Below are 21,923 nucleotides of genomic sequence, written 5' to 3' on the forward strand. Positions count from 1 at the left end.
CAAGCGCCTCGGTGCGGCGGCGAGCGTCCGCGAGGACCAGTTCGTCGCGCGGAAATAGCATCACCGTGCGGTCTGTCTGACCAGACGCGCCCGCTCCGTGCGGACAGCAGCAGTCCCAGGCACCTTCGCCTGGGGCTGCCCGCGTCAGAGGGGCGACGGCAGGTGGGGGACGTCAGCGGGGGAGAGGTCCGGGCGGGCACGGTGCCAGCGTGCAGGATGCCGCCATCGGCCGGAGGCGTCACGGGCGACGTCGACGCCGACTTCCACCACCAGCTTGGGTTCCACCAGCGTCACGTCCGGCCGTTTCCGGCTGCCCCACCCGGCGGAGAACGACCATCCCATCCACGGGTGCCCGCGTCGCCCGGCCGTGAGCAGGCCGGCGACCTCGGCGCCTGCCTGGCGGGGCGAGGGTGGTGGTGCGGCCGACGCGGCCCGTGGGCCCGGTCGGGTGCGGTCGTCCGTTCTCGGGCTCGGTGCGCGGGGATGCGGGGCCGCAGGGAGCGTTGTACCGGCGGCGGTTGTGGCGGCGTTCTGCGAGGGAGAGCAGGGTGCTGGCGATGGTGAGCGCTACGGCCAGGAGAGGGAGTGCGGCGCTCGTGCTGATGAGGGCGCCGGCGGCTGCTGTTCCGGCTGACCCGGCGGTGATCTTCAGGGCACCGACCCAGACGAAGATCTGTCCGCGGGCGTTGTCGGGGGCGTATTCGTTGCGGGCGGCGAGGGTGGCGGCGAAGAAGTGGGCGTTGGCGATGCCGGCGGCGGCGTAGGCGGTGACGGCGAGCGGGAAGGAGGGGGTGAGAGTGATCAGCAGGAGGGTGGCGGCGACCGTGGCGGCGAGGTGGGTGGTGAGCCGGTCTGCTTCGGTGCGGGAGGGGCGGATCATGACGCCTGCGGATCCGGCGAGGTTGCCCAGGCCGTAGGCGGCGGTCAGGATGCCGGCCGCGGCGGCACTGACGCCGAGGGTGTGGGTGCTGGAGACGGCGGTGACGGGCAGGGCGGCGACGCTGAAGGCGACGGTAACGGTCAGATACAGCGTGCGGCGCAGGGGTCCGGAGGCGAGGATGCCCGTGAGGGTGCGGAGGGGGCGGGGGACGTCTGCGGCCTTGCCGGGAGCAGGGGCGTAGGGCAGGAAGCGGATGACGGCGGCGGCGATGTAGCACCCGGCGGCCAGGGTGAGGGCTGCGGTGGCGGGTGAGGCCCAGGCGGAGACGGCGGCGACGAGGGTGGGGCCGACGGTTCCGCCGATGCCGTAGGTGGCCACGTCCCAGCCCTGGGCGCGGCGTTGGCGTCGCTGGCGATGGCCGGCAGGCGGCTGCTGATGCCTCCGGTTAGCAGGGGCCCGAAGAGGCCGGAGATGATCAGGAGGGCTGCGGTGGTGGCGGGGTGGGTGTGGGGGTAGAGCAGGACGGCGGCGGCGAGGGTGGTGCCGTGGGCGAGTGAGGCCGCGGCGATGACGGTGCGGCTGTCGCGGGCGGTGTCCAGGCTGCGGGCGACGAAGGGGCCCAGGAGGTGGGGTGCGGTGATGCAGGCGCCCAGGGCGCCGGCCGGCCAGCCCGAGCCGCCGCTGGTGTTGACCATGAGCACGATGGCCACGACGGCGCCGCCGTCGGAGGTGCGGGCCAGTGTGGCGGCGATGACGTAGCGGGCCAGCGGGCCCCAGCCGGGCTCGTCGACGGGGTGGTCGGTGCTTGGGCGCATGGCCGCGCGCTCTCCTGTGGTGATGGCGGGCAGAAGGAGGGCGCCGCCCTCTCAGGTCGAGGGGGCGGCGGGGCTGTCAGGTGTTGAGCTGCAGCTGCTCGATCACGGTGGCGAGGTGGGCGCGTTCCTTGGCGTCCAGGCCGCGCAGGGGCAGGGGGAGGTTGCGTTGGGCGGTCAGACCGAGGTGGGCTGCGGCGGCGGCGACGACGCGCAGGGATCCTCCGTGCTCGGCGAACAGGTCCCACAGGGGCTGGAGGCGCTGGGATGCTTCGAGGGCTTGCTCGTGCCGGCCGGCCTGGGCTGCGCGGGTGAGGGCGAGGGCCGGCTGGGGGAAGGTGCCGCCGATCACGGAGTACCAGACGTCGCATCCGGCATTCAGGCCCCGGGCTGCGGCGGCGTCTCCGCTGATGCCCACGGTCACCGTGTTGGGCAGGAGCTGGCGCAGATGCGCGACACGGGCCCGGGCTTGCTCGGGGTCGTCGGGAAGGGCGGGGATCTTGATGGAGGCGACCTGTGGCAGCCAGGCCAGGCGCGTGTACAGCTGGTCGGTGAAGGTGAAGTGCGTGGTGCCGGGGTTGTCGTAGATCACCAGAGGGATCGACAGGTTCGCGGTGACCTCTTCGAACAGGCCGAAGACGTCGTCGTCGGTCAGCGGCTGGTAGGAGACCGGTGCCAGCAGAACTCCGGCGGCGCCGGCGTTCTGGGCGTCCTCGGCCGCCTGGAGCACCTGGCGGGTGAGCAGGGCCCCGATGCCGACGATGACCGGGACCCCGTCGGCGTGCTCGACGGCGATGCGGGCGACACGGGCGCGTTCCTCGAGGGTCAGGTAGGCGTAGGAGCCGGTGGAGCCCAGTGCCCCGATGGAGTCGACGCCGGCGGTGGCGAGCCGGCCGACCAGCGCGGCGAATGCCTTCTCGTCGACGCCGCCGTTGCCGGGGATGGGGGTGAGCGGGAAGGCGCTCAGGCCGGTGAACAAGACGAACCTCCAGGGGCTGCGGGTGGCCTTCAGTGGTGAGCTGCACCTCGCCCACCGTGTGCGGTGCCGCCGTTGCGGTAGGCGGGCCGGGGGGCTCAGGCGGTGGTGTCGGGGTGGGCGGGGCTGAGGTAGTGCACGGTGCTCTGCTCGCAGTGCGGCTGGAGCAGGGCCTGTAGTTCACCGGCCGCGGTCTTGAGCAGGTGTCCGTCGCGGGTGGCAGCGACGGTCTCCAGGACGAAGGCGACGTGCGTGGAGGCTTCGGTGACGCGGGTGCGGTGGGCGTCGCGGTGGTTCCAGTGCCGGGTGAGCACGTCGGTGGAGTCGGTGTAGACAATCTCGCCGGGCTTGGGGTTCTCGACTGTGTCGGGTTTGCCGAGCGGGGTGAAGGTCTCGCTGCCGTCGGCGTAGCGGATCTCGACACCGTCGGTGACGTGGTCGAGGTCGAAGGCGCCGGAGGGCAGGCCGAGGCGGACGGACACGGCGTTGTAGGAGTCGACGGTCGGGTTGATCCGGGGCAGGGTGCCCTTCTTCGCCATGCGGCGGCCGAGCGCGTCGACGCTGGGGCGGATGCGGCGGGGGTTGGTGCCAAAGGAGCGGTAGGCGGTGTGCCATGCCTCGATGCGCGGATCGCTCTCGTCGGCGGGCTGCCAGGCGCCGTCGGCGAGCTGGGCCTCCAGGGCTTCCAGGGCGGTGGTGGTGGCGGGCCAGGGCTCGGTGCCGCGCAGGCCGGTGGCGGTGACGACGGCGATGAGGGTGTCGGGGAAGGCGTCGGCGACAGCGGGGCTGATATGGAAGGTGGTCATCGCAAAGGGATCCGTTCCGTATGGGCGAGCGGGGTCAAAAGGTCGGTCAGGCTTTCCAGGTGCCGATGCGGTCCAGCCGGCGCCTCTGCTGGGCTGCGGCGGACGCGTCCAGGCCCTGGCCGCGTCCGGTGAGCCGGCGGGCGGTGTCGGCGCGCTGTTCGACGGGTTTGTGGTCGTCGTACTTGAACTTCGCGCGGACCTCGGTGACGTCCAGGCGCAGACCGCGGATGCCGGACAGCATCCGCCCGTAGGGCGGCCGGCCGGCCGGCCTCGATGGGGGCGTGGTCGCCGTCCGGCTGGAAGTGGGCCATCTGCCGGCGCAGCAGCTCGGCCTTGGCTTCGGGCTCGTCGATGATGGTGGCCTGGCAGGTTAACTGGACGGCCGCGTAGTAGCCGGTGGGGACGCCGTCGATGGGCGGGATGTCCGGCTTGGCGCGCCAGGGGCCAGGGACGAAGGCGTAGTCGCCGGTGACGGTGAACGTGACGTTCGGATCGACCTCGATCGTCTCCCAGACGGGGTGGGGCCGGGCGAGATGGACCAGCAGGGCTGTCCCGTCGACGGTGAAGTGGGTGGGCACGACGATCGGAGCGTGTCCGAGCAGGCCGTTGACGCACAGGATGCCGAAGTCGTGGCCGTCGGCGACCCAGGTCTGCCATTCGGCGGCGTCCAGGGTGGCGTCCCAGGGCTGGATGAGCATCGTGATGCTCCTTCTGTGCGGTGTGCCGGGGCGGCTCAGGTGAGGGCGAGGAGGCTGACGGCAACGGCGGCGGTGCCCAGGCCGATCAGCTGCCCGCGGTGGATCCGCTCGGCCAGGACACTGCGGGCGAGCAGGACGGTGCCGGCCGGGTACAGGGCGGTGATCACCGCGACGACGGCGAGGTCACCGCTGCGGGCCGCGAGCAGGAACAGCAGGTTGGCCACCGAATCCAGCACGCCGGCCGTCGCCGAGATCGCGTACGCGGGCTTCTCCGTGCCCAGCCGCCGGAACATCACCCCGGCGGCGGCCAGGGTGACCGCGGAGGACACGGAGCGGCCGATGATCAAAGGGCCGACGCCGCTGTCGGACGGCGCCTGGTGCAGGAAGACCAGCTGCAGTGCGATGGCCGCCCCCGCGCCGAAGGCCAGCAGCAGCGCGGCACGCGAGGGGCGGGCCGACTTCGCGCCGTGCCCGGCGCTGACCAGCACCACGGCCGCCAGCGCCAGCGGCAGACCGATCAGCCCGGCCGGCCCCAGGTGCTCCCCCTGCACCAGCCCGACGCCGACCGGCAGCATCGCCGAAGCCAGCGCCGTGATGGGGGACAGCACGTTCATCGGGCCGATCGCAAGCGTGCGGTAGAGCAGGGCGAACGCGGCAGCCGACGCGACGCCGGAAGCGGCGCCCCAGGCGAGCGTGGCGGGAGCGAACGAGGCACCGAGGAAGGGCCACAGCAGCAGCTCGACCGTGAGCGACGCCGGCGCGGCCACCATCACCGTGCGCAGGACGTGAGCCTTGCGGGCGCCGAGACCGCCGAGGAAGTCGGCGCATCCATAGGCCAGAGAGCTGCCCAGGGCCAGCAGCAGAGCGATCACAGGTGGTACATCCCTTACTATCAATGGAACGACTACACCGTACAACGCACCGACCGGAAGTCGTCAATCAAACGACCGCGCGGTCCAGCGCACTGGTCCACTGTCTGAAGAGGTGAGAGAGATGGCCGAGACCGAGGCGGCGCTGCGGACGCTCGCGCACAACGTCCGAGCGGCCCGCACCCGCGCCGGACTGTCCCTGGACGAACTCGGCCGCCGCGCCAAAGTCAGCAAGGGCGCCCTGGTGGCCCTGGAGAAAGCTCAGGGCAACCCCAACTTCGCCACCCTGGTCCGTCTCGCCGACACCCTCGGCATCTCGGTGTCCGCACTGATGGAAGGACCGGCCGAAGGCCGCGTGCGGATCGTGTCCGCCGACGCCGTCATGCCCCTGTGGGCCGGGGAGAAGGGCGGCGAGGCCCGGCTCATGCTGACCACCTCGGGGCCCGCCCCGGTCGAGGTGTGGCGCTGGAAACTGGAACCCGGCGAGGAGTACCCCAGTCACCCGCACCAGAGCGGCGTCGTGGAGACCGTTAGCGTTACCGCTGGAGAGATGGTCCTCGTCGTCGACGGCACGGAGCACCCGGTCGACGCCGGTCAGACCGCCACCTTCGACGGCGACGGCCCCCACACCTACCGCGGCTCAGGCACCGAGACATGCCACCTGATCATGACCGTTCACCTGCCCCCGGGCCCCGCATAGCGCCGTGCGGGGCGAGCCGCGGCCAGGTAGTCGGACCAGTTCTCGCCGGCCATGGCTGCGAAGCGTTCTGCGGTTCTCGGCTGGATGCCGATCAAGTCGGAGAGGACGACGGGTGGCAGGTCGGCGAGCGCTTGCATCATGGCCGTGTTCCGGGCTGCGCGGGCGGGCCGGCCGTAGCGCTCGAGTTTGTCGGACAGTCCCGCAGGGTTGCGGGGGCGCCCGGGGGCTCGGCCCGGCAGCAGGTACCTGGTGGCTTCGTTGCCGTGCCGGGATCCGTCTTCGAGGTGGTCATCGATGAGGCGGGCGGGCTTCGGTGGCAGGACGACGGGGTGGCGGATGATCGTCAGGCGCAGTCGCCCTTGTGGGCGATGTAGATGTAGCGGCCGCGCGCCGAGCGCCGGCGGGCGTCTCGGATGATGTGCCACTCGGCGAACGGGCGGATCAGGATCGCCTGATGTCCTGGCAGCTTGGCCAGCGTGCGGCCCGTCCGATTGATGAGCAGGGCGAGGTTCTCATCGCGTCGCGGAAGTAGGCCTGCGGTGGTGAGCAGGCTGCGGACGTAGGTGGTGGCGTGTCCTTGGGGCAGCGCGTCCAGGGCTGCGTGGTCGAGTTCGTCGGGCGCGGTTACCAGCTGGCCCAGGAGGCGCGCGGCGGGGCTTCGGCGCAGCCAGGCCAGGACGGGGTAGGGGTTGGGTGCGTCGCTGAGTACATCGGCGAGCGACCGCAGGGAGGCGTCGAGGGTGGTGCCGTCGCGTGAGAGCAGGCTGGTCACCTTGGCGAGCAGGGTGCAGTGTGGACAGCGGCGTCCCGGCAAGAGGTCAGCCGGTTGCTGGCAGGACGAGCAGCAATCGGGCCGCTCGTCGGGGAAGGAGCACGCCTTGCAGATCCGGCCGCCGTCCGGGGTGCGGCCTACGAGAATGCGCTGCCGGCCGCACATCGTGCACGATTCCGGCTGTGTCAGAGCAGTCCGGTATAAGGGGCAGACGGGCCCTACCGGCCAGAACACGCCCACCCTTCGCTCCTGGCCGCACAGTGCGCACGTGTGTAGCTGCCGCTTGCGGGCCTCATACGGGACGCACCCATCGCAGTGGAAGGGTCCATCGCCGTGCTCGATGTGGTGGCCGCGACGGATCCGGCCGCATACGGTGCAGAGCTTCTCCGGCCGCACGTAGCAGCGGTAGCAGATGTCGGGAGCCTCGCCTTTTGCCCGCACCCTGATGGGCGCCACCTGCTCGCAGATGCCGCACCGGCGCGCAGGGCGTCTATCGCTACCGCCCTGGGCCTGGCTCCGCTGTGACGCCGACGTGGCAGAGGAGTTGAGGGAGTGATCAGCGGAAACGGCAGTTCTGGCGAGCTGCGGAATGTTGCATCAACTGCAATTCATCCCGTTTTTGTACTTACTTCACTGAAGGGCTCCACACACAGCCAGACGGCGCACTCACCTGGTCGGTTCTGACCCGACGGTGGTGATCACCCCTGCGAGGTCTCCTGCGGCCACCACCGCGACCACCGCGACGACCACCGCGACGACGACCGGCGTCACGGCGGCGACCACAGCGACGGACAGCGCGATTGACCTCACGCGGCGGTAGCTGACTCCGGCCCATGAGTCGGACGTGTCCACGGTGGGTCGCCTCGTGCGGGGGCGGCCCACCCTCCGTTCGCGCGGGGCGGGGGCAGCCGTGCGCGGAACGTGAGCCACCCTGTTCGGGCGCGCGCCGGCGTTCCGGGGTCGGCGCCCGGTGGGTGCCGCGATCGGACTCGGGGATGTCACTCGTCCGAGTGGCGGGCGCGTTTCGCCTGCTGCCAGTGATCACTTGAGCACGACCATATTTATGACAGCCCGTCAGGAACATGCACGGAAGGCGGAACATCCATGCCGGTCAACGGATCCCCGGAGAACCCGTTCGCTCTCAGCCCCGACGACGTCGCCATGCTTGAGGCGATCCGCGTGGCGCTGCTCGACCCGTCGCCGCGTCGGATCGGCATGCTCGACCAGTGGGGTCTTGCCGACACCTTCGAGGTGCAGGCGGAGACCGCGCAGTACCGGGAGTTCCCGATCGTCATGTCGGACGGGACCCGGATCGACGCGGGGCTGAGCATGCCGCGAAGACTCGCTGCAGGGCAGACCTGCCCTGTCATCGTCATGCCCGCCCCGCTGAACGACCAGGGCCGACTCGCCTACTTGGGCACGATCCCGCGCTGGACGCTCGGCGGCTACGCTGTCCTGACCTACAGCCAGCGCGGTCTCGCTCGCTCCGAGGGCGAGATCCACGTCGCCGGGCCCCAGGACGTCGCCGACGGCGTCGAGATCCTCAACTGGCTCATCGGTCTGGAAGGCGTCGACAAGGACCGGATCGGATGCTTCGGCGCCTCCTACGGCGCCGGGACCAGCCTGCTACTGGCCGCACAGGACTCCCGTGTCAAGGCCGTCGCCGGCACCAGCGCCTGGGGCGACCTGTTCGCCTCACTCTTCGAAAACGGCACCCGGCACATCAAGGCGTTCGAGGCGCTCGTGGCCCTGTTCCACGAGGAGCGCTGCTCCGCGGAGTTCCAGAAGATCATCAAGAAGGTCCGCGACAACGCCATCGACGACGAGGTCAAGGAGTTCGCCCGCCTCCGCTCGCCGATCCAGCACGTGGACACCTACAACGACCGCAAGCTGCCGGTGCTGATGACCACCTACTGGCACGAGACGATCTTCTCCGTGCCCGCCGTCGTCGACCTCTTCACCAAGCTGCAGGGTCCCAAATCGCTGCTGGTGCAGATCGGCGACCACGGCAACGGCGAGCTGCCCGGCCTGTTCGGCGGCATCTCCAAGCCCACCGAGATGACCTACCGCTGGATGGACCACCACCTCGGCGGCAGCGCCGGTGACGGCGCGAAGCCGCAGTTCGGCATCCGCTCGGAGTACATGCACAACCTCCTGTCCGACCTCACCCACCCCGACTGGGCGGGCTACGCCCTGCCGATGCAGCGCTTCCACTTCGGCGCCGTGCCAGCCGGGCAGCAGGACGCACCCATGGCGCAGGGCCAGCCGCAGGCGGGCTGGACCCGCTCCGTGCAGGCCGCCGGCCCGGACACAGGGGTCGTCGTCGCCCCCAAGCTCGTCCAGACCGGTCTGATGGAGCGTGTCGGACTGCCCCACGTCTACAAGACCGCCGACATCAAACGCGATGTCGCCGCGGTCTGGACGACCGCGCCGCTGGAGCAGCCCATGCGCGTCCAGGGCGACCTGGAGGCCAAGGTCACCGTGAAGCCGCAGACGAACAACGCCACCTTCATCGCCTACCTGCTGGACTGCGACCCCGCCACCGGCCGGGCCAAAATCATCACCCACGCCCCCTACACCCTCACCGACCAGCAGGCCACCACGGTGACCTTCCGCCTGCAGCCCGCCCACTACGTCCTCGCCAAGGGCCGCCAGCTGCAGCTCATCATCGACAGCTACGACCCCTTCTTCGCGGACGAGAACACCATCCCCTCTGCCCTGGAGATCACCTCCCCGAAGGACAACGAGTCCTACATCGACATCCCCCTCACCACCCTGCAGTAACACCCACCTCCCCGCGGGACGCCCACACCCACCCGACAGGTCCGGTCCGGGACACAGCGGACCGGATCTTTTCCACGTCCGACCCCCAGCCCCGTCTGACCCACCTCCGAACCGCGTCCAGCGACGGACCCCACCGCACCCGGTGCGCACCCGACGATGCCCGGCGCTCGTGCGTAGGCGGCGGGGTTCCCAGAGCGGGGCCTTGCCGGTCAGGGCGAGCATCGGCATCCAGGCCAGCAGCTCGACAGTAATCTGCACGATCACCAGCCAGATCCGGTTCCGGGGGCGGTGCGGTGCAGGGGCAGGTTGCGCAGGCCGGTGGCCCGGGCGGCGCGGATGCGGTCCTCGGCCCGGGCCCGCAGCCGGTGACGGAGCTCGAGCTCGGCGATCGGCCGGCCCTAGGTTGTTGGTCGCGAAGCACGTCAGCCGCATGCCGTCCGCATCCGTGAGCCTCAACTGGGCACCGGATGCGGCGGTTCCTTGCGGGCGATCAGCTGCATGCCCTGCCGCCGGCCCTCGAGGATGTCGCCGTTGATTTCGGCGCCCCAGGCTCCGTCGCGGATCTCGCCGTCCGCCTCGACGGCCGGTGCCGGAACCTTGAGAACGTGCTGGTGGATCGTCTCGGTGATCACCATGCCGACCGAGTAGCAAGCCACCGTCCCGGATGGGCGCACCAGGTGACGAAGTGGTGGGTACCACCCGCGGAGTACGGGCGGATCAGGGTCCGCCGTCCGCGCCGCCACTTCTTCGGCAGCCGGGCCAGGGCCAGGCCGGTGGCGGTGATGTGGTCGGCGGCTGTGTCCGAGCCCAGCACCGTCTCCGCAGTCAACCCTCGAAGGACTTACGGAGCTGACCACTAAGGTCGTGGCATGGGGAGCAAGGGCCGCGATCGTGCCGGAGATGTCTGTGGCGTCGTGGCCACGCATCTGCCCGCCTACCGGATCGACTCCGTGGTCCACTTGGGGGAGGGTGAGGACAACACCGCCTATGAGGTCAATGGCGAGCTGATCCTGCGATTCAGGAAGGAACCGGATGCGCAAGTCCGGGCAGCGAAGGTGAACGACGAGGCCAGGTTGCTTGCCGCTGTCGCGAGCATCTCACCGCTGCCCATCCCCGAGCCGGCCTTCACGGTCGCCGAGCAGGGCTGCCTGGCCTACTTCAAACTCCCCGGTCTGCCGCTGATCGACCTGCCTTTGCCACAACGATCGACCCACGGCACCTCGATCGCCGCCGTGCTCGGCGAACTGCTCACCGCACTGCACGGCGTTCCGCTCGACCAGATGGCGGAGCTGGTGGACACCGACGACCAGCCGAATGAACTGTGGCTACGTGAGGCGGCGGAGACCTACGGCGCCCTGGCGCCAAGGGTGCCCAAAGCGCACCGCCCGGCCGTGGAGGCGTTCCTCGACACGCCACCGCCGGCTGACGGACGCACACTGGTGTTCTCCCACAACGACCTGGGAATCGAGCACGTCCTCATCGACCCGGTCACCTGCGCAGTAACCGGCGTCATCGACTGGAGCGATGCCGCGATCGTCGATCCGGCCTGTGACTTCGGCCTCCTCTACCGCGACCTGGGTCCCGAAGCTGCCCGCCTGGCCCTGCGCAACTACCCAGCCGGCACCCGTGAGATCGGTGCCCGAGCCGCCTTCTACGCCAGATGCAGCGTCCTGGAGGACATGGCCTATGGAATCGAGACAGGGCACCTTAAATACCTCGACAAGAGCCTTACCGCCCTGAAATGGCTGTTTCCGACGCAGTCAGAGTGAGCAGCCACCACTTGATGTCGCGCGATTGCCCTGATCGGCATCTGCTCCGCCCGGTGCGGATCCCTAGCAGCTCGCTCTGCGGAAGACCGGTACTGAGCGCCGCTTCACGGACTGTTTGCGAAAGTTCCCGATATCGTCCCGACCATCGTGCAGCCGGGACGCTGCCTCCATGAGCCTGACCGCAACCTGGAAGCCGAGATGCGCCCGGGCGGACTGCCCCGCCCGCTGGAACGGGTATCCGTCGGCTGTTCGGGCAGACGAGACGTCATGCACGGACTACATGCGCGTCCCGCCAGCAGCAGTCTCATCGGCCAGGCCTCCACGGCCGAGACATCGCCGCCCGGTCACGACGGCGCCAAGCACTCACGCCGAGGCCGGCGCACCGGCCGCCTGCGCCGCCGCGTCCTCGCCTACCGGGCAATCGATTTCCTGTCCACGCACATCCCGGACGACCCCGGCCCGGGCGACGAGTGCCTGCTCCTCGTACACACCCGCCAGGTCGTCGGCCAGGTTTGGTATCGGATCTGCACCGACTGCGCCCAGGGTGTCATCACCGCCGTCGTCATCGACGAGCGCTTCCACAGCACCGGCCTGGGCACCCGTGCGCTGTCACACCTACGGTCCCGCCACCCGGGACTGACCTGGCGCAGTACGCTGCACAAGCGCACCACCCGTGATCTCCTGCGCCGGATGCGCATTCCCACAACCACTTCTGCCATGCCGTGCCCGCACGTTCACCAGACACTCTCTGCCCCGGCCGGCCCGATACTCGCCAGCGGCTGACCTCAACGTTCAGCGGTCACGGTGCACCTGCCAGCGCAGCAGGTCATGGGTGGTCTGCCGTCGCGCCCCTTGGTGAACTGGTACATCACCGCGCAGCGTGGCGGAGCCGGCATGGGTGAGGGGTGGCGGGGCATCCGAGGTGGTGAAGGGAGTGTGCTGACCGCGCTTCCGGTGCCGCTCGTCGACGTCAAGAGCCTCTTGGGGGTGAGAAGGTGAAGGGCTTCCGCAGCTTCATCCTGCGCGGTAACGTCGTCGACCTGGCCGTCGGCATCGTCATCGGGGCAGCCTTTACCGCCGTGGTGAACGGCTTCGTCAGCGCCTTCCTGACCCCACTCGTCGGGCTGGCCACCGGCGCCACCGGCGACATGAGCCGCAAGACCTTCACCGTAGGTGCCACCAAGTTCCCCTACGGCGCCTTCCTCAACGCGGCGATCAGCTTCCTCCTTCTTGCCAGCGCCCTGTACTTCCTGGTCGTGCTCCCGATCAACAAACTGCACGAACGCCTTGCCCCGCACCACGACGTCCAGGCCCCCAAACGGGACTGCCCCGAATGCCTCAGCCCCGTACCCGCCCAGGCCCGACGCTGCGCCTCCTGCACCGTCTCCCTGCCCGCCGTACCAGCTCAGGCAGGGGAGACGACTCAGCGCGCCGGGTGACCCCGACCTCCATGGCCCGGCCCGGGTTGCCGGGCCCGCGCGGGTACATCCGTGATGACCGGAGTGACCGACGGCGTCCGATGCCGAACGGGCTGCGTGGCTTCACCGCCGGCGCGTCGATGACGGTGTCGCCCTGACCACCGAGCTGTCGCGGCGGCTCGGCGGCGGCGTCCTGTACGACCCGCGCTCTGGCGAACCCCGCACACTCGGGCCGGGCGTCAGCTGCCGCTGGAGGTGACCGTCGGCCACCTGGAGAAGCCTGTGACCAACGCCCCTACCACGCCCCGGGCTCGGCGCCTCGCCGGCGAGCCGGCCCGGCCCCTTCTCGCGCTCGGGGCCGCCCGGGACGCCTACGCGGTCGGGTGACTTGAAACCCCGGATCGGGGAACCGGAAGAGATGCCCTGCCCCATAAGGGGAGGGCCGGGTCTGCGGACGCCCGGCTCCCTCACCGGAAGAAGGATGATGATGGCGCACGAAGACGACGGTGGGCAGGCCGTGCCGAACACCCCGGGCATGCGCCCCGATGGCGACGGTGTCACACGCCGCCGTCCGCTGCGCGAGCAGCACGTCGAGGAGACGGTCGAGGTCGGGGTGCCGGTCCGCACGGCCTACAACCAGTGGACGCAGTTCAAGACGTTCCCGCGCTTCTCGACCGTGGTGCGCGACGTCGAGCAGATCAGGCCTACCGTCACCGCGTGGACCATCGGCTACGGCCCCCTGCGTCACCGTTTCGCGGTCGAGATCGTGGAACAGGACCCTGACGCCTACCTGGCCTGGCGTGGCCTGGAGCAGCACCCCACCCACCAGGGCGAGGTCGAGTTCAGGCCGACGGAGTCCGGTGGCACCGCGATCACGGTCCGGATGCTCCTCAAACCGCAGGGGGCCGCGAAGATCCTCACCCGCTCGTCCAGGGTCGTGGGGCTGACCGTGCGACTGGTGCGCGGGGAACTGGTGAGCTTCAAGCACTTCATCGAAGGGCTCGGTCAGGAGGGCGGTGCCTGGCGCGGCACCATCCGCAACGGCCGGGTTCAGCACGACACCCCGGAACCGCCCAGGAGCCGTGTCGCCCAGTGGCCCGTCGGCTGACCCGCTTACCGCACACGGCAAGAGAAAGGCCAAGCGATGCAGAACCCGCCCGGTGAGGAGCCGGAGACCTCCCTCTCCGTGACACCGCCGAAGAAGTGGGCGGCCGGGGTTCCCGCCGTCGTGCACGCGCTGGAGTACTCCCTGGAGCAGACCTCCCCGCGCAAGACCGGGGTCGACCTGCTCACCATGAACCAGGTGGGCGGGGTCGACTGCCCCGGCTGCGCGTGGGCGGACCCCGCTCCAGGCCGGCGCCATCGCAATGAGTACTGCGAGAACGGCGCCAAGCACATCAACGACGACGCCACGAAGCGCCGGATCACCGCCGACTTCTTCCGCGAGCACAGCGTGTCCGATCTGGCCGCCCGCTCCGACATGTGGCTCAACCAGCAGGGCCGGCTCACCGAGCCGATGATCAAACGGCCCGGGTCGGACCACTACGAGCCCATCGGCTGGAACGACGCCCTGGGCGTCCTGGCGCAGGAACTGAAGGGGCTGGACTCGCCCGACGAGGCGGTCTTCTACACCTCCGGCCGGGCCAGCAACGAGGCCGCCTTCGTCTTCCAGCTCTTCGCCCGCGCCTACGGCACCAACAACCTGCCCGACTGCAGCAACATGTGCCACGAGTCCAGCGGCTTCGCCCTGAACGAGACGCTGGGCGTCGGCAAGGGCACCGTGAGTCTCGACGACCTCCACCACGCGGACCTGATCTTCCTGGTGGGGCAGAACCCGGGCAGCAATCACCCCCGGCAGCTTTCGGCCCTGGAGGAGGCCAAGCGCAACGGCGGCCGCATCGTAGCGGTGAACCCGTTGCCGGAGGCGGGGCTGCGACGCTTCAAGAACCCGCAGAGGCCGCGTGGGGTCGTGGGGCGGGGCACCCAGATCGCCGACCGCTTCCTGCACATCAAGCCGGGCGGGGACCTCGCGCTGTTCCAGGCACTGAACCGGCTGTTGCTGGAGGCGGAGGACGCCCGTCCCGGCACCGTCCTGGACCACGACTTCATCAACGCCCACACCTCCGGTTTCGAGGAGTTCGCCCGGCACGCCCGCACCGTCGACTGGGACGACGTGCGCGCGGCGACGGGACTGACCCGCGAGGAGATCGAGAAGGTCCGCGACGAGGTCCTGCGCAGCGAACGCGTCATCGTGTGCTGGGCGATGGGCATCACCCAGCACAAGCACGGCGTACCCACCATCCGGGAGATCGTCAACTTCCTGATGCTGCGCGGCAATCTGGGGCGCGCCGGCACGGGCGCCTGCCCGGTGCGCGGCCACAGCAACGTCCAGGGCGACCGCACCATGGGCATCTGGGAGCAGATGCCGGACACCTTCCTGGACGCCCTGCAGAAGGAGTTCGGCTTCGACCCGCCGCGCCCGCACGGCCTGGACTCGGTGAACTCGATCAAGGCGATGCTGGAAGGCCGCGTCAAGGTCTTCCTCGCCCTGGCCGGGAACTTCGTGCGCGCGGCGCCCGACAGCGAGGTCACCGAGAAGGCGATGCGTTCGTGCCGGCTGACCGCCCACATCTCCACCAAGCTCAACCGCTCGCACACCGTCTGCGGCGACACCGCCCTGATCCTGCCGACGCTGGGGCGCACCGAGCGTGATGTCCAGGCCGACGGCGAGCAGTTCGTCACCGTCGAGAACTCCATGAGCCAGGTGCACACCTCCCAGGGACGACTCGAACCGGCCTCGCGCATGCTGCTCAGCGAGGTCGCCATCCTGTGCCGGCTCGCCCGGCTGAGCCTCGGCGGCGAGGGGGACATCCCCTGGGCCAAGTTCGAGGGCGACTACAACACCATCCGCGACAGCATCTCCCGGATCGTGCCGGGCTTCCACGACTTCAACGCCCGGGTGACCCGTCCGGGAGGCTTCCAGCTACCCAACCCGGTCAACGAGGGCGTGTTCAGGACCGAGACCGGCAAGGCCCGGTTCACCTGCAACGAGCGGGTGGTCCCCCGGGCCCCCGAGGGTCACCTGCTGCTGCAGACCTTGCGCTCGCACGACCAGTGGAACACCGTTCCGTACACCAACAACGACCGCTACCGCGGCATCCACGGCAGCCGCCACGTGATCCTCGTCAACCCGGCCGACCTGTCCGAACTCGGCCTCGCCCAGGGCGATCGCGTGGACCTGGTGAGCGTCTGGGAGGACGGCACCGAGCGCCGGGCCGAGAACTTCGAAGTCGTGTCCTACCCGGCGGCCAAGGGTTCGGCCGCCGCCTACTACCCGGAGACGAACGTCCTGGTGCCGCTCGACAGCGTCGCCGACGTAAGCAACCAGCCCACGTCGAAGGGCATCGTCGTCCGCCTCGAACCCACGGGTGACCGATCCCGGCCGGCACCCGTCTGACCGAAACCGACGCCGCCGCGGGACCCGCTGGAGTTCTGTTTGCCGCCGGGCACCGCGTGGATGAAGGAGTGCAGCCATGCGCGGGCGCTGCGGGCGACGAGGCCGGGGTCGTCTGGCAGGTTCTGGGCCAGCTGGTTCAGGTCGAGGTCGGCGTATTGCGGCCGGGCGACGCGAGCATCCAGGGATGGGATGGTCGTTCTCCACCGGGTGGGTCAGCCGGGACTGGCCGACGACCCGGGGGGCGCCGTCTCCGGGCGCCGCCCGCTGTAAGGCGACCGCAGCCCGCTTCTTAGGCGAGATGGCGGTTGGCAGCATGCCGGGCTAAACGCTGCGTGCAGTTTCCTGGACGGCGCATAAGACTTCGGTCTGAGGCGGCTGCCCCCTACGGAGACGCCCTGTTCAAGCTGAACCCATCGGCGTGAGCGGACCTTCTGCGGCGAGCGTGTCGGCTCGCACGTGATGTCTGCACAGTGAACGAGCCATCCCAATGAGTGGCGCTCGACGCCGATAACCACCATGGGCGGCGAGTGTTCAGTCTCTTCTTCACACAGGTGCCGCTGCGGCACCTCGACCGCCCACTCGCGCGAGATCACGCGCTCAGCGTACGTGGCAGTCCAGATCGCCCGCGTGGGGACGGGGCGAACGTTGACTGATGCGGCACTAGCTGATGGACATCGAGCGCTGCGCCGTCGACGGTGAGTGGGACGGATTTCACGGTATCGTCGTCGACTCGGAGACGGGCAAGGTCGGCGGGTTCTTGCCGTGGCTGCGCAGCGCAGGCCGGACGGGCTGCGCAAGGCGCTTACCTGCTGCGGTCGGGCCTGTGGCCGGTCACGCCGCCCGCGCGCGTGGTGGGATCCTTGGCATCTGCGTCGTGGGAGCAGGGCCAGGACGCCGTTCGTCGCAGATTACATACCGCTCGTCGATTGCGGCGCTCCTTGCTGATTGACCCTGAACCGGCGTGATCGTGAAGCTCGAATGCCAACCATCCGCGGAACAAGGAGGAAATCATGGACGATTCACGTGATGTGACTGCCGTGACCCAGGCGCGGATGGGTCGACGCACCTTCCTTGGCGGAGTCGGCGCCGCCGCTCTTGGCGCCGCCGGCCTGGGAGGCATCAACCTGTTCACCGGCGCCGCTGTGAGTCCGGCGGTGGCCGCGACCGCGGTGCCGGAGGCGGACAAGGACCCGCTCAACCTGCTCCAGCGGATGCTGTCCTACGACACACAGAACCACGGCGAAGGCGCGAACACGCGCCCGCACGCGGAGATGCTCAAGGCGGTGTGGGAGAACGCCGGGGTGCCCGCACAGATCATCGACACTCCGCAGCCGAACAACGTGCACCTGATCGCGCGGATCCCCGGGACCAGCTCCGCCGCGCCGCTGCTGATGCTTGGCCATTCCGACGTGGTGCCGGTCGAACGGGAGAACTGGTCCGTCGATCCGTTCTCCGGCACGGTGCGTGGCGGGGAGGTGTATGGCCGCGGCGCCCTCGACATGAAGGGTGCGAACTCGGCGACGATCAGCGCTCTGCTGCGGCACATCTCCGAGGGGTCCCGGTTTGAGCGCGACATCATCGTGCTCACCGACTGCGACGAGGAGGCCGGCTCGTTCGGGTCGCGGTGGCTGGCGACCAACCACTGGGACAAGGTGGACGCCGGCATGGTCCTCACCGAGGGCGGCTGGTTCCTGGCGCAGAACGACAAGACCACCCCGATGCTGATCACCGCCACCCGGCAGGACAAGGTCTACTTCAACCTGGACCTGACCGCCCACGGCACCGCCACGCACTCCTCCAAGCCCAACTCCGACGCCGCGATCGTGACGTTGTCCCGGGCGGTCGCTGAACTGGGCAGTTGGCTCGCGCCGGTGCACCTCACCGCGGTGACACGCGAGTACTTCGCGGCGCTGGCGAAGGCAACCGACGACGCGGAGTTCGCCCGCGCCATCAAGCTCATGCTCTCCGCGCGAAGCCAGAACGCACGGGAACGAGCCGCGCGGGTCGTGGTATCGAAGTCCTCCTACCCGTGGCTGCACCAGGCCCTGCTTCGGACCACGCATGCGTTCGTCATCGAGGACTCCGGCTACAAGGAGAACGTGATCCCCTCCTCGGCGCATGTCCGGATCAACTGCCGTGGCATCCCCGGCGGGCAGAAGCCCCGCGACTTCCTCGCCCAGGTCCGCGAGATGACGGCCCGCCGCGGCATCGAAGTGGCGCTCGCCGCCCCGGCGGGAAAAACCGAGGAGCAGTACCTCGACGAGCTCGACAAGATGTGGGCGACGCCGCCGGCCGACATCGACACTCCGCTGTTCCGCGCTCTGGCAGGCGCCGCCGGCGAGACCTACCCCGGCACGGTCTTCGCACCGGCCCTGTTCGAAGCAGGCACCAGCCTGGCGCCGTGGCGCGAGCGCGGCATCCCCGGATACGGCGTTTACCCGTACGTACTCGACAACGACCAGCTCATCACAATGCACGGAAACAACGAACGGATCTACGTCGAGGCGCTGCGGCAGGGGACCGCGTTCATGTACCGGATGTTCTCCCGCTTCCTCAGCTGACAAGTCGATACCCAGCAGGCATGCGCCTGCGATCGAAAGGGAAAGGATGTGCGTTGCCCGATGCAGGCAGGGGCTGCACGGGGACACTCATGACGAACCGCCAGGCACGTCGGCTACGTGGTGGCGTTGCCCAAGTCCCAGCAGATCAAGTCCCTGGCCGGGATCTGGCGCATCGACCAACTCATCGAGGATGCTCCTGCTGATGCCTGGCAGCGGCTGTCCTGCGGCGAAGGGGCGAAGGGCCTGCGAGTCTACGACTGGGCCGCGGCCAAACTGGCTGCCAACCTCATCCGCCCGATCGGCGCACCCGACCGCGTCCTCTTCACCGGCTACTGGTGCGGGCGGCCACCGAGCAGTCGCGGCGAGGCTGGTACTGCTGGCGGTCTTGCTCGCGATCGATCCGGCTGGTTGGGCGGGTAGCCGGGCGTACCCAAAAATCCTTTTGCGGTGCCGCGGCTCGGGGCCCAGACTGTGCCGGTGCTGATCCGACGCGAAACGCCTGCCGATGTCCCCGCCGTAAGCACCGTCACCGCGGCAGCTTTCGCCAAGCCGGAGACTCCGGTTCCTGTGGAGGTAACCCTCCTCGATGAGCTGCGCACCTGCGACGGCTGGCTGCCGGAACTGTCGCTCGTGGCGCTCAGCGACAAGGACGAGGTAGTAGGCCACGTGGTCTGCACTCGTGGCCATGTCGGCACTGCCTCCGCCCTGGGCCTCGGCCCGCTCAGCGTGCACCCCGACCACCAGCGCCGCGGCGTCGGCCTCGCCCTTGTCCACACCGTGCTCGGCGCAGCGGATGCCCTGGGCGAGCCCCTCGTCGCCCTCCTTGGCAGCCCCGCGTACTACGGCCGCTACGGTTTCCGCGCCAGCACGGACTACGGCATCACCGCACCGGACCCCTCGTGGGGCGAGTACTTCCAGGTCCGCACCCTGACCGCCCACGACCCCGCGCTGCGGGGCGTCTTCAAGTACGCGGAGCCGTTCGAGCGGGTCTGACATCGGTGCAGGGGTCAGCTTTCGAGTTCCGTCGGGCGATTTCGGCTGCGTAAGCGCCCCCGTCTCCGGCGGCGGCTCGCTGCCATTCGACGGCGACGGTGATGTCGATGCCCAGGGTGCGGGCGAGGACCGCGGCGGGCAGCTCGGTGGCGAGCTGGAACAGTGCGGTCGAGCGGGCTTCCGCGAGCCTTCCCCGCGCGCGGTCGGCCTGCCTCGTCGCCTGCGGGGCCGGCGCTCGTGCCGGTGCCGCAGTTCGTGGAGGGGCTGACCGATTCGGTGACCGGCGCGGCGCCGCGGTGAACTGCTGAGATCCCCGGCCGTGGTCCGGTCCACCCCCGTCCGGCAGACCCGGCCCGATCTCTTGCACCATTTCCCGATGTTCGATGGGTGTTCGATGGGCATGTGTTCTAACCTCCTGACGATCCGTAATGGGGCGATGACCGCGTTGGCGAGGCGGTCGGCTGTGGCGTGCGCGAAGCCCGGCCGACTGGCCTTTGCCCGCGTTGCAGAGGTGCTGCGCGTCATCCGAGCAGTCAGCGCGCCATGAGAACGGCCCTGATGTGAAGGCGACACCTGCCCATGACCGAGCACGGAAACAACCCCAGCGGAGCGATGAGGCGAAGAACCGTCCTGCGTGGTGGTGGCGGCCTGCTCGCCACGGCCGCGGCGGGCCTGCTTCCGGGGTGCTCCGGGTCCGGTGGCGACGACTCGGGAGCCAGGACCCCGAAGAAGGGCGGCGTCCTGCGCGTCGGCTGCACCGGCGGCAGCGCAAAGGACACCCTCGACCCTCACAATCCCGTCATCTGGCCCGACCACGCACGGGCGGTGAACCTGTTCGAGCGGCTGTTCGTCCATGACGAGAGATACCGCGTCAAGCCCCTGCTCGCGGACTCGATGGAGCCGTCCAAGGACGGCAGGGCCTGGACGCTGAGGCTCCGTTCCGGGGTGGAGTTCCACAACGGCAAGACCCTGGACGCCGACGACGTCATCGCCTCCCTGCGCAGGATCGCGAACCCCAAGGCGCCCGCCGCCGGGGCCAGCAGCCTCGCCGTGGTCGACGTCGCGGACCTCAAGCGGATCGACTCCCTGACCGTGCGGATCCCGCTGAAGACTCCGTACGCCCTGCTGGAGGACCTGCTCGCGCAGACCGTCATGGCTGTCGTCCCGGCGGACTTCGACCTCAGGAAACCCATCGGGACCGGCCCGTTCGTCTACAAGTCCTTCACCCCTGGGGACGAGAGCGTCTTCACCAGGTTCGACAACTACTGGCGTCGCCCAGCCCATGTCGACCAACTGCACATCATCGACTTCCCCGACGACACGGCCAGGGTCAACGCGCTGCTCAGCCGGGAGATCGACGCCATGGACAACCTGCCGCTCGAGCAGATGGAGCTGGTCGAGGCCCAGGGCTGCAAGGTCCTGATCTCGGAGCCCGGGGCTTGGACCCCGCTGACCATGCGCCTGGATACCGGCCCTTTCGACGACGAGCGGGTCCGCCAGGCGATGCGGCTGATCGTCGACCGGCCGCAGATGGTCCGCCAGGTGCTCAGAGGACAGGGACGCATCGGCAACGACCTCTACGCACCCTTCGATCCGGCGTACAACCACGATCTGCCGCAGCGCGTCCAGGACCTCGACAAGGCCAGATTCCTGTTGAAAGCCGCCGGGCACGAGGGGCTCAACGTGGAGCTGGTCACCTCCAACGGCATCGGCATCGGCGCGGTCGAGACCGCGCAGCTCTTCGCCCAGCAGGCCAGGGGCGCCGGGGTGACGGTGCGGGTCCGCAAGACCGACTCCGCGACCTTCTACGGTGACAAGTACCTGAGCTGGCCGTTCGCCATGGACTACTGGTTCACGCGGAACTACCTGGCGCAGGTGGAACAGGGATCGATCGAGGGCGCCCCATACAACGAAACGCACTGGAGGGACCCGGAGTTCGTCTCCCTCGTCAACCAGGCCCGCGGCCAGTTCGACGAGGGCAAGCGCAACGAACTGCTCAAGGCGGCCCAGAAGATCGAGTACGAGCGCGGCGGCTACATCGTCTGGGGGTTCAAGAACCAGGTCGACGCGTACGCGGCCGGGGTCGGCGGACTGGTCCCGACCCCCAGCCACCCCTTGTCCGACTACCGGTTCCGCGACTTCTCCGTCGACGGCTGAGGGCCGAAGCCGTGCACGGGCGCCGCCCGGCAGGGCAAAGACCGCCGCCCGAGCGCCGGGCTCCTCGAAGGCCCGGCTCCGGACCGGCCGGCACGCCCATCGTCACCGTTCTCTCTGCACGACGCTTGAACCCCACGGGCAAAAAGGCTGTAGTCTCCGCCCGTTCGGACAAGCGATACAGATCAGCACGACAACTCACCCAGGCAACAGAGCAGCTTGCCCGTACGACATCGTTCCGGAGGCTTGGTGTCCCCGCACAAGGTGGAAGCAG

17 protein-coding genes and 3 pseudogenes are annotated in these 21,923 nt (G+C 69.5%); 10 read left to right on the top strand and 10 right to left on the bottom strand.

All coding sequences use genetic code 11. The annotated features are described in order from the left end of the window. Positions 1–238 precede the first annotated feature (238 nt). The 5 genes and pseudogenes from ABZ920_RS16490 to ABZ920_RS16510 all read right to left on the bottom strand — a co-directional run bounded on the left by ABZ920_RS16490 (position 239) and on the right by ABZ920_RS16510 (position 5,044). Positions 239–1,258, bottom strand: coding sequence for a hypothetical protein (locus ABZ920_RS16490; protein WP_361504509.1), 1,020 nt, complete (start codon positions 1,256–1,258; stop codon positions 239–241). A 513-nt stretch (positions 1,259–1,771) separates the two neighbouring features. Continuing rightward, positions 1,772–2,671 carry a dihydrodipicolinate synthase family protein gene (locus ABZ920_RS16495; RefSeq protein ID WP_361504511.1) on the bottom strand — a complete coding sequence of 300 codons (900 nt, stop codon included), beginning with the start codon at positions 2,669–2,671 and terminating at the stop codon, positions 1,772–1,774. Positions 2,672–2,766: 95 nt separating this feature from the next. Further along, positions 2,767–3,474 carry a phenylalanine--tRNA ligase beta subunit-related protein gene (locus ABZ920_RS16500; protein ID WP_361504513.1) on the bottom strand — a complete coding sequence of 236 codons (708 nt, stop codon included), beginning with the start codon at positions 3,472–3,474 and terminating at the stop codon, positions 2,767–2,769. Positions 3,475–3,520: 46 nt separating this feature from the next. Further along, positions 3,521–4,172, bottom strand: a pseudogene (locus ABZ920_RS16505) (FMN-binding negative transcriptional regulator). Between the two features lie 35 nt (positions 4,173–4,207). Continuing rightward, entirely contained in the window at positions 4,208–5,044 is an 837-nt protein-coding gene (locus tag ABZ920_RS16510) for a DMT family transporter (RefSeq protein ID WP_361504516.1), read from the bottom strand. A 121-nt stretch (positions 5,045–5,165) separates the two neighbouring features. On the opposite strand from ABZ920_RS16510, the gene ABZ920_RS16515 reads away from it, so the two are divergent. Beyond that, a complete protein-coding gene (locus ABZ920_RS16515; RefSeq protein ID WP_361504519.1) occupies positions 5,166–5,741 on the top strand; it encodes an XRE family transcriptional regulator in 576 nt (191 codons plus the stop codon). 343 nt (positions 5,742–6,084) lie between these two features. Here ABZ920_RS16515 and ABZ920_RS16520 read toward each other — a convergent pair whose 3' ends face one another. Next, positions 6,085–6,513: a hypothetical protein gene (locus tag ABZ920_RS16520; RefSeq protein ID WP_361504522.1), complete on the bottom strand. Its 429-nt coding sequence runs from the start codon at positions 6,511–6,513 to the stop codon at positions 6,085–6,087. Between the two features lie 666 nt (positions 6,514–7,179). Continuing rightward, a complete protein-coding gene (locus tag ABZ920_RS16525; protein ID WP_361504525.1) occupies positions 7,180–7,323 on the bottom strand; it encodes a hypothetical protein in 144 nt (47 codons plus the stop codon). Positions 7,324–7,617: 294 nt separating this feature from the next. Here ABZ920_RS16525 and ABZ920_RS16530 point away from each other — a divergent pair, with 294 nt between their 5' ends. Continuing rightward, positions 7,618–9,297 (top strand): alpha/beta fold hydrolase, encoded by a 1,680-nt coding sequence (locus ABZ920_RS16530; protein WP_361504528.1) that lies wholly within the window; start codon positions 7,618–7,620, stop codon positions 9,295–9,297. Between the two features lie 138 nt (positions 9,298–9,435). Here ABZ920_RS16530 and ABZ920_RS16535 read toward each other — a convergent pair. Further along, positions 9,436–10,105: pseudogene (locus ABZ920_RS16535) on the bottom strand (transposase); the annotation flags it as partial. Positions 10,106–10,166: 61 nt separating this feature from the next. Between ABZ920_RS16535 and ABZ920_RS16540 the strand changes: the two are divergent. Next, on the top strand, positions 10,167–11,066 hold the full coding sequence (locus ABZ920_RS16540; RefSeq protein WP_361504531.1) for a phosphotransferase: 900 nt from the start codon (positions 10,167–10,169) through the stop codon (positions 11,064–11,066). Positions 11,067–11,429: 363 nt separating this feature from the next. On the opposite strand, the gene ABZ920_RS16545 is transcribed toward ABZ920_RS16540, so the two are convergent. Further along, positions 11,430–11,648: a hypothetical protein gene (locus ABZ920_RS16545; protein WP_361504534.1), complete on the bottom strand. Its 219-nt coding sequence runs from the start codon at positions 11,646–11,648 to the stop codon at positions 11,430–11,432. 413 nt (positions 11,649–12,061) lie between these two features. On the opposite strand from ABZ920_RS16545, the gene mscL reads away from it, so the two are divergent. The 3 genes from mscL (at position 12,062) to ABZ920_RS16560 (ending at position 15,941) form a co-directional block, all read left to right on the top strand. Further along, entirely contained in the window at positions 12,062–12,505 is a 444-nt protein-coding gene (gene mscL, locus ABZ920_RS16550) for a large conductance mechanosensitive channel protein MscL (protein WP_361504537.1), read from the top strand. A 466-nt stretch (positions 12,506–12,971) separates the two neighbouring features. Beyond that, a complete protein-coding gene (locus tag ABZ920_RS16555) occupies positions 12,972–13,592 on the top strand; it encodes an SRPBCC family protein (protein ID WP_361504540.1) in 621 nt (206 codons plus the stop codon). Between the two features lie 36 nt (positions 13,593–13,628). Then, on the top strand, positions 13,629–15,941 hold the full coding sequence (locus ABZ920_RS16560) for an FdhF/YdeP family oxidoreductase (protein ID WP_361504543.1): 2,313 nt from the start codon (positions 13,629–13,631) through the stop codon (positions 15,939–15,941). A gap of 32 nt (positions 15,942–15,973) precedes the next feature. Here ABZ920_RS16560 and ABZ920_RS16565 read toward each other — a convergent pair. Beyond that, positions 15,974–16,132, bottom strand: a pseudogene (locus ABZ920_RS16565) (type I-E CRISPR-associated protein Cas7/Cse4/CasC); the annotation flags it as partial. A gap of 819 nt (positions 16,133–16,951) precedes the next feature. Here ABZ920_RS16565 and ABZ920_RS16570 point away from each other — a divergent pair. The 4 genes from ABZ920_RS16570 (at position 16,952) to ABZ920_RS16585 (ending at position 21,652) form a co-directional block, all read left to right on the top strand. Continuing rightward, positions 16,952–18,502, top strand: coding sequence for a M20/M25/M40 family metallo-hydrolase (locus ABZ920_RS16570; protein WP_361504546.1), 1,551 nt, complete (start codon positions 16,952–16,954; stop codon positions 18,500–18,502). 126 nt (positions 18,503–18,628) lie between these two features. Further along, positions 18,629–18,922: a hypothetical protein gene (locus ABZ920_RS16575; RefSeq protein WP_361504549.1), complete on the top strand. Its 294-nt coding sequence runs from the start codon at positions 18,629–18,631 to the stop codon at positions 18,920–18,922. A 57-nt stretch (positions 18,923–18,979) separates the two neighbouring features. Next, entirely contained in the window at positions 18,980–19,495 is a 516-nt protein-coding gene (locus tag ABZ920_RS16580; protein ID WP_361504552.1) for an N-acetyltransferase, read from the top strand. 579 nt (positions 19,496–20,074) lie between these two features. Beyond that, positions 20,075–21,652 (top strand): ABC transporter substrate-binding protein, encoded by a 1,578-nt coding sequence (locus ABZ920_RS16585; RefSeq protein ID WP_361504555.1) that lies wholly within the window; start codon positions 20,075–20,077, stop codon positions 21,650–21,652. Positions 21,653–21,923 lie beyond the last annotated feature (271 nt).

This window comes from Streptomyces sp. NPDC046831, assembly GCF_040645305.1.
Classification (GTDB): Bacteria; Actinomycetota; Actinomycetes; order Streptomycetales; family Streptomycetaceae; genus Streptomyces.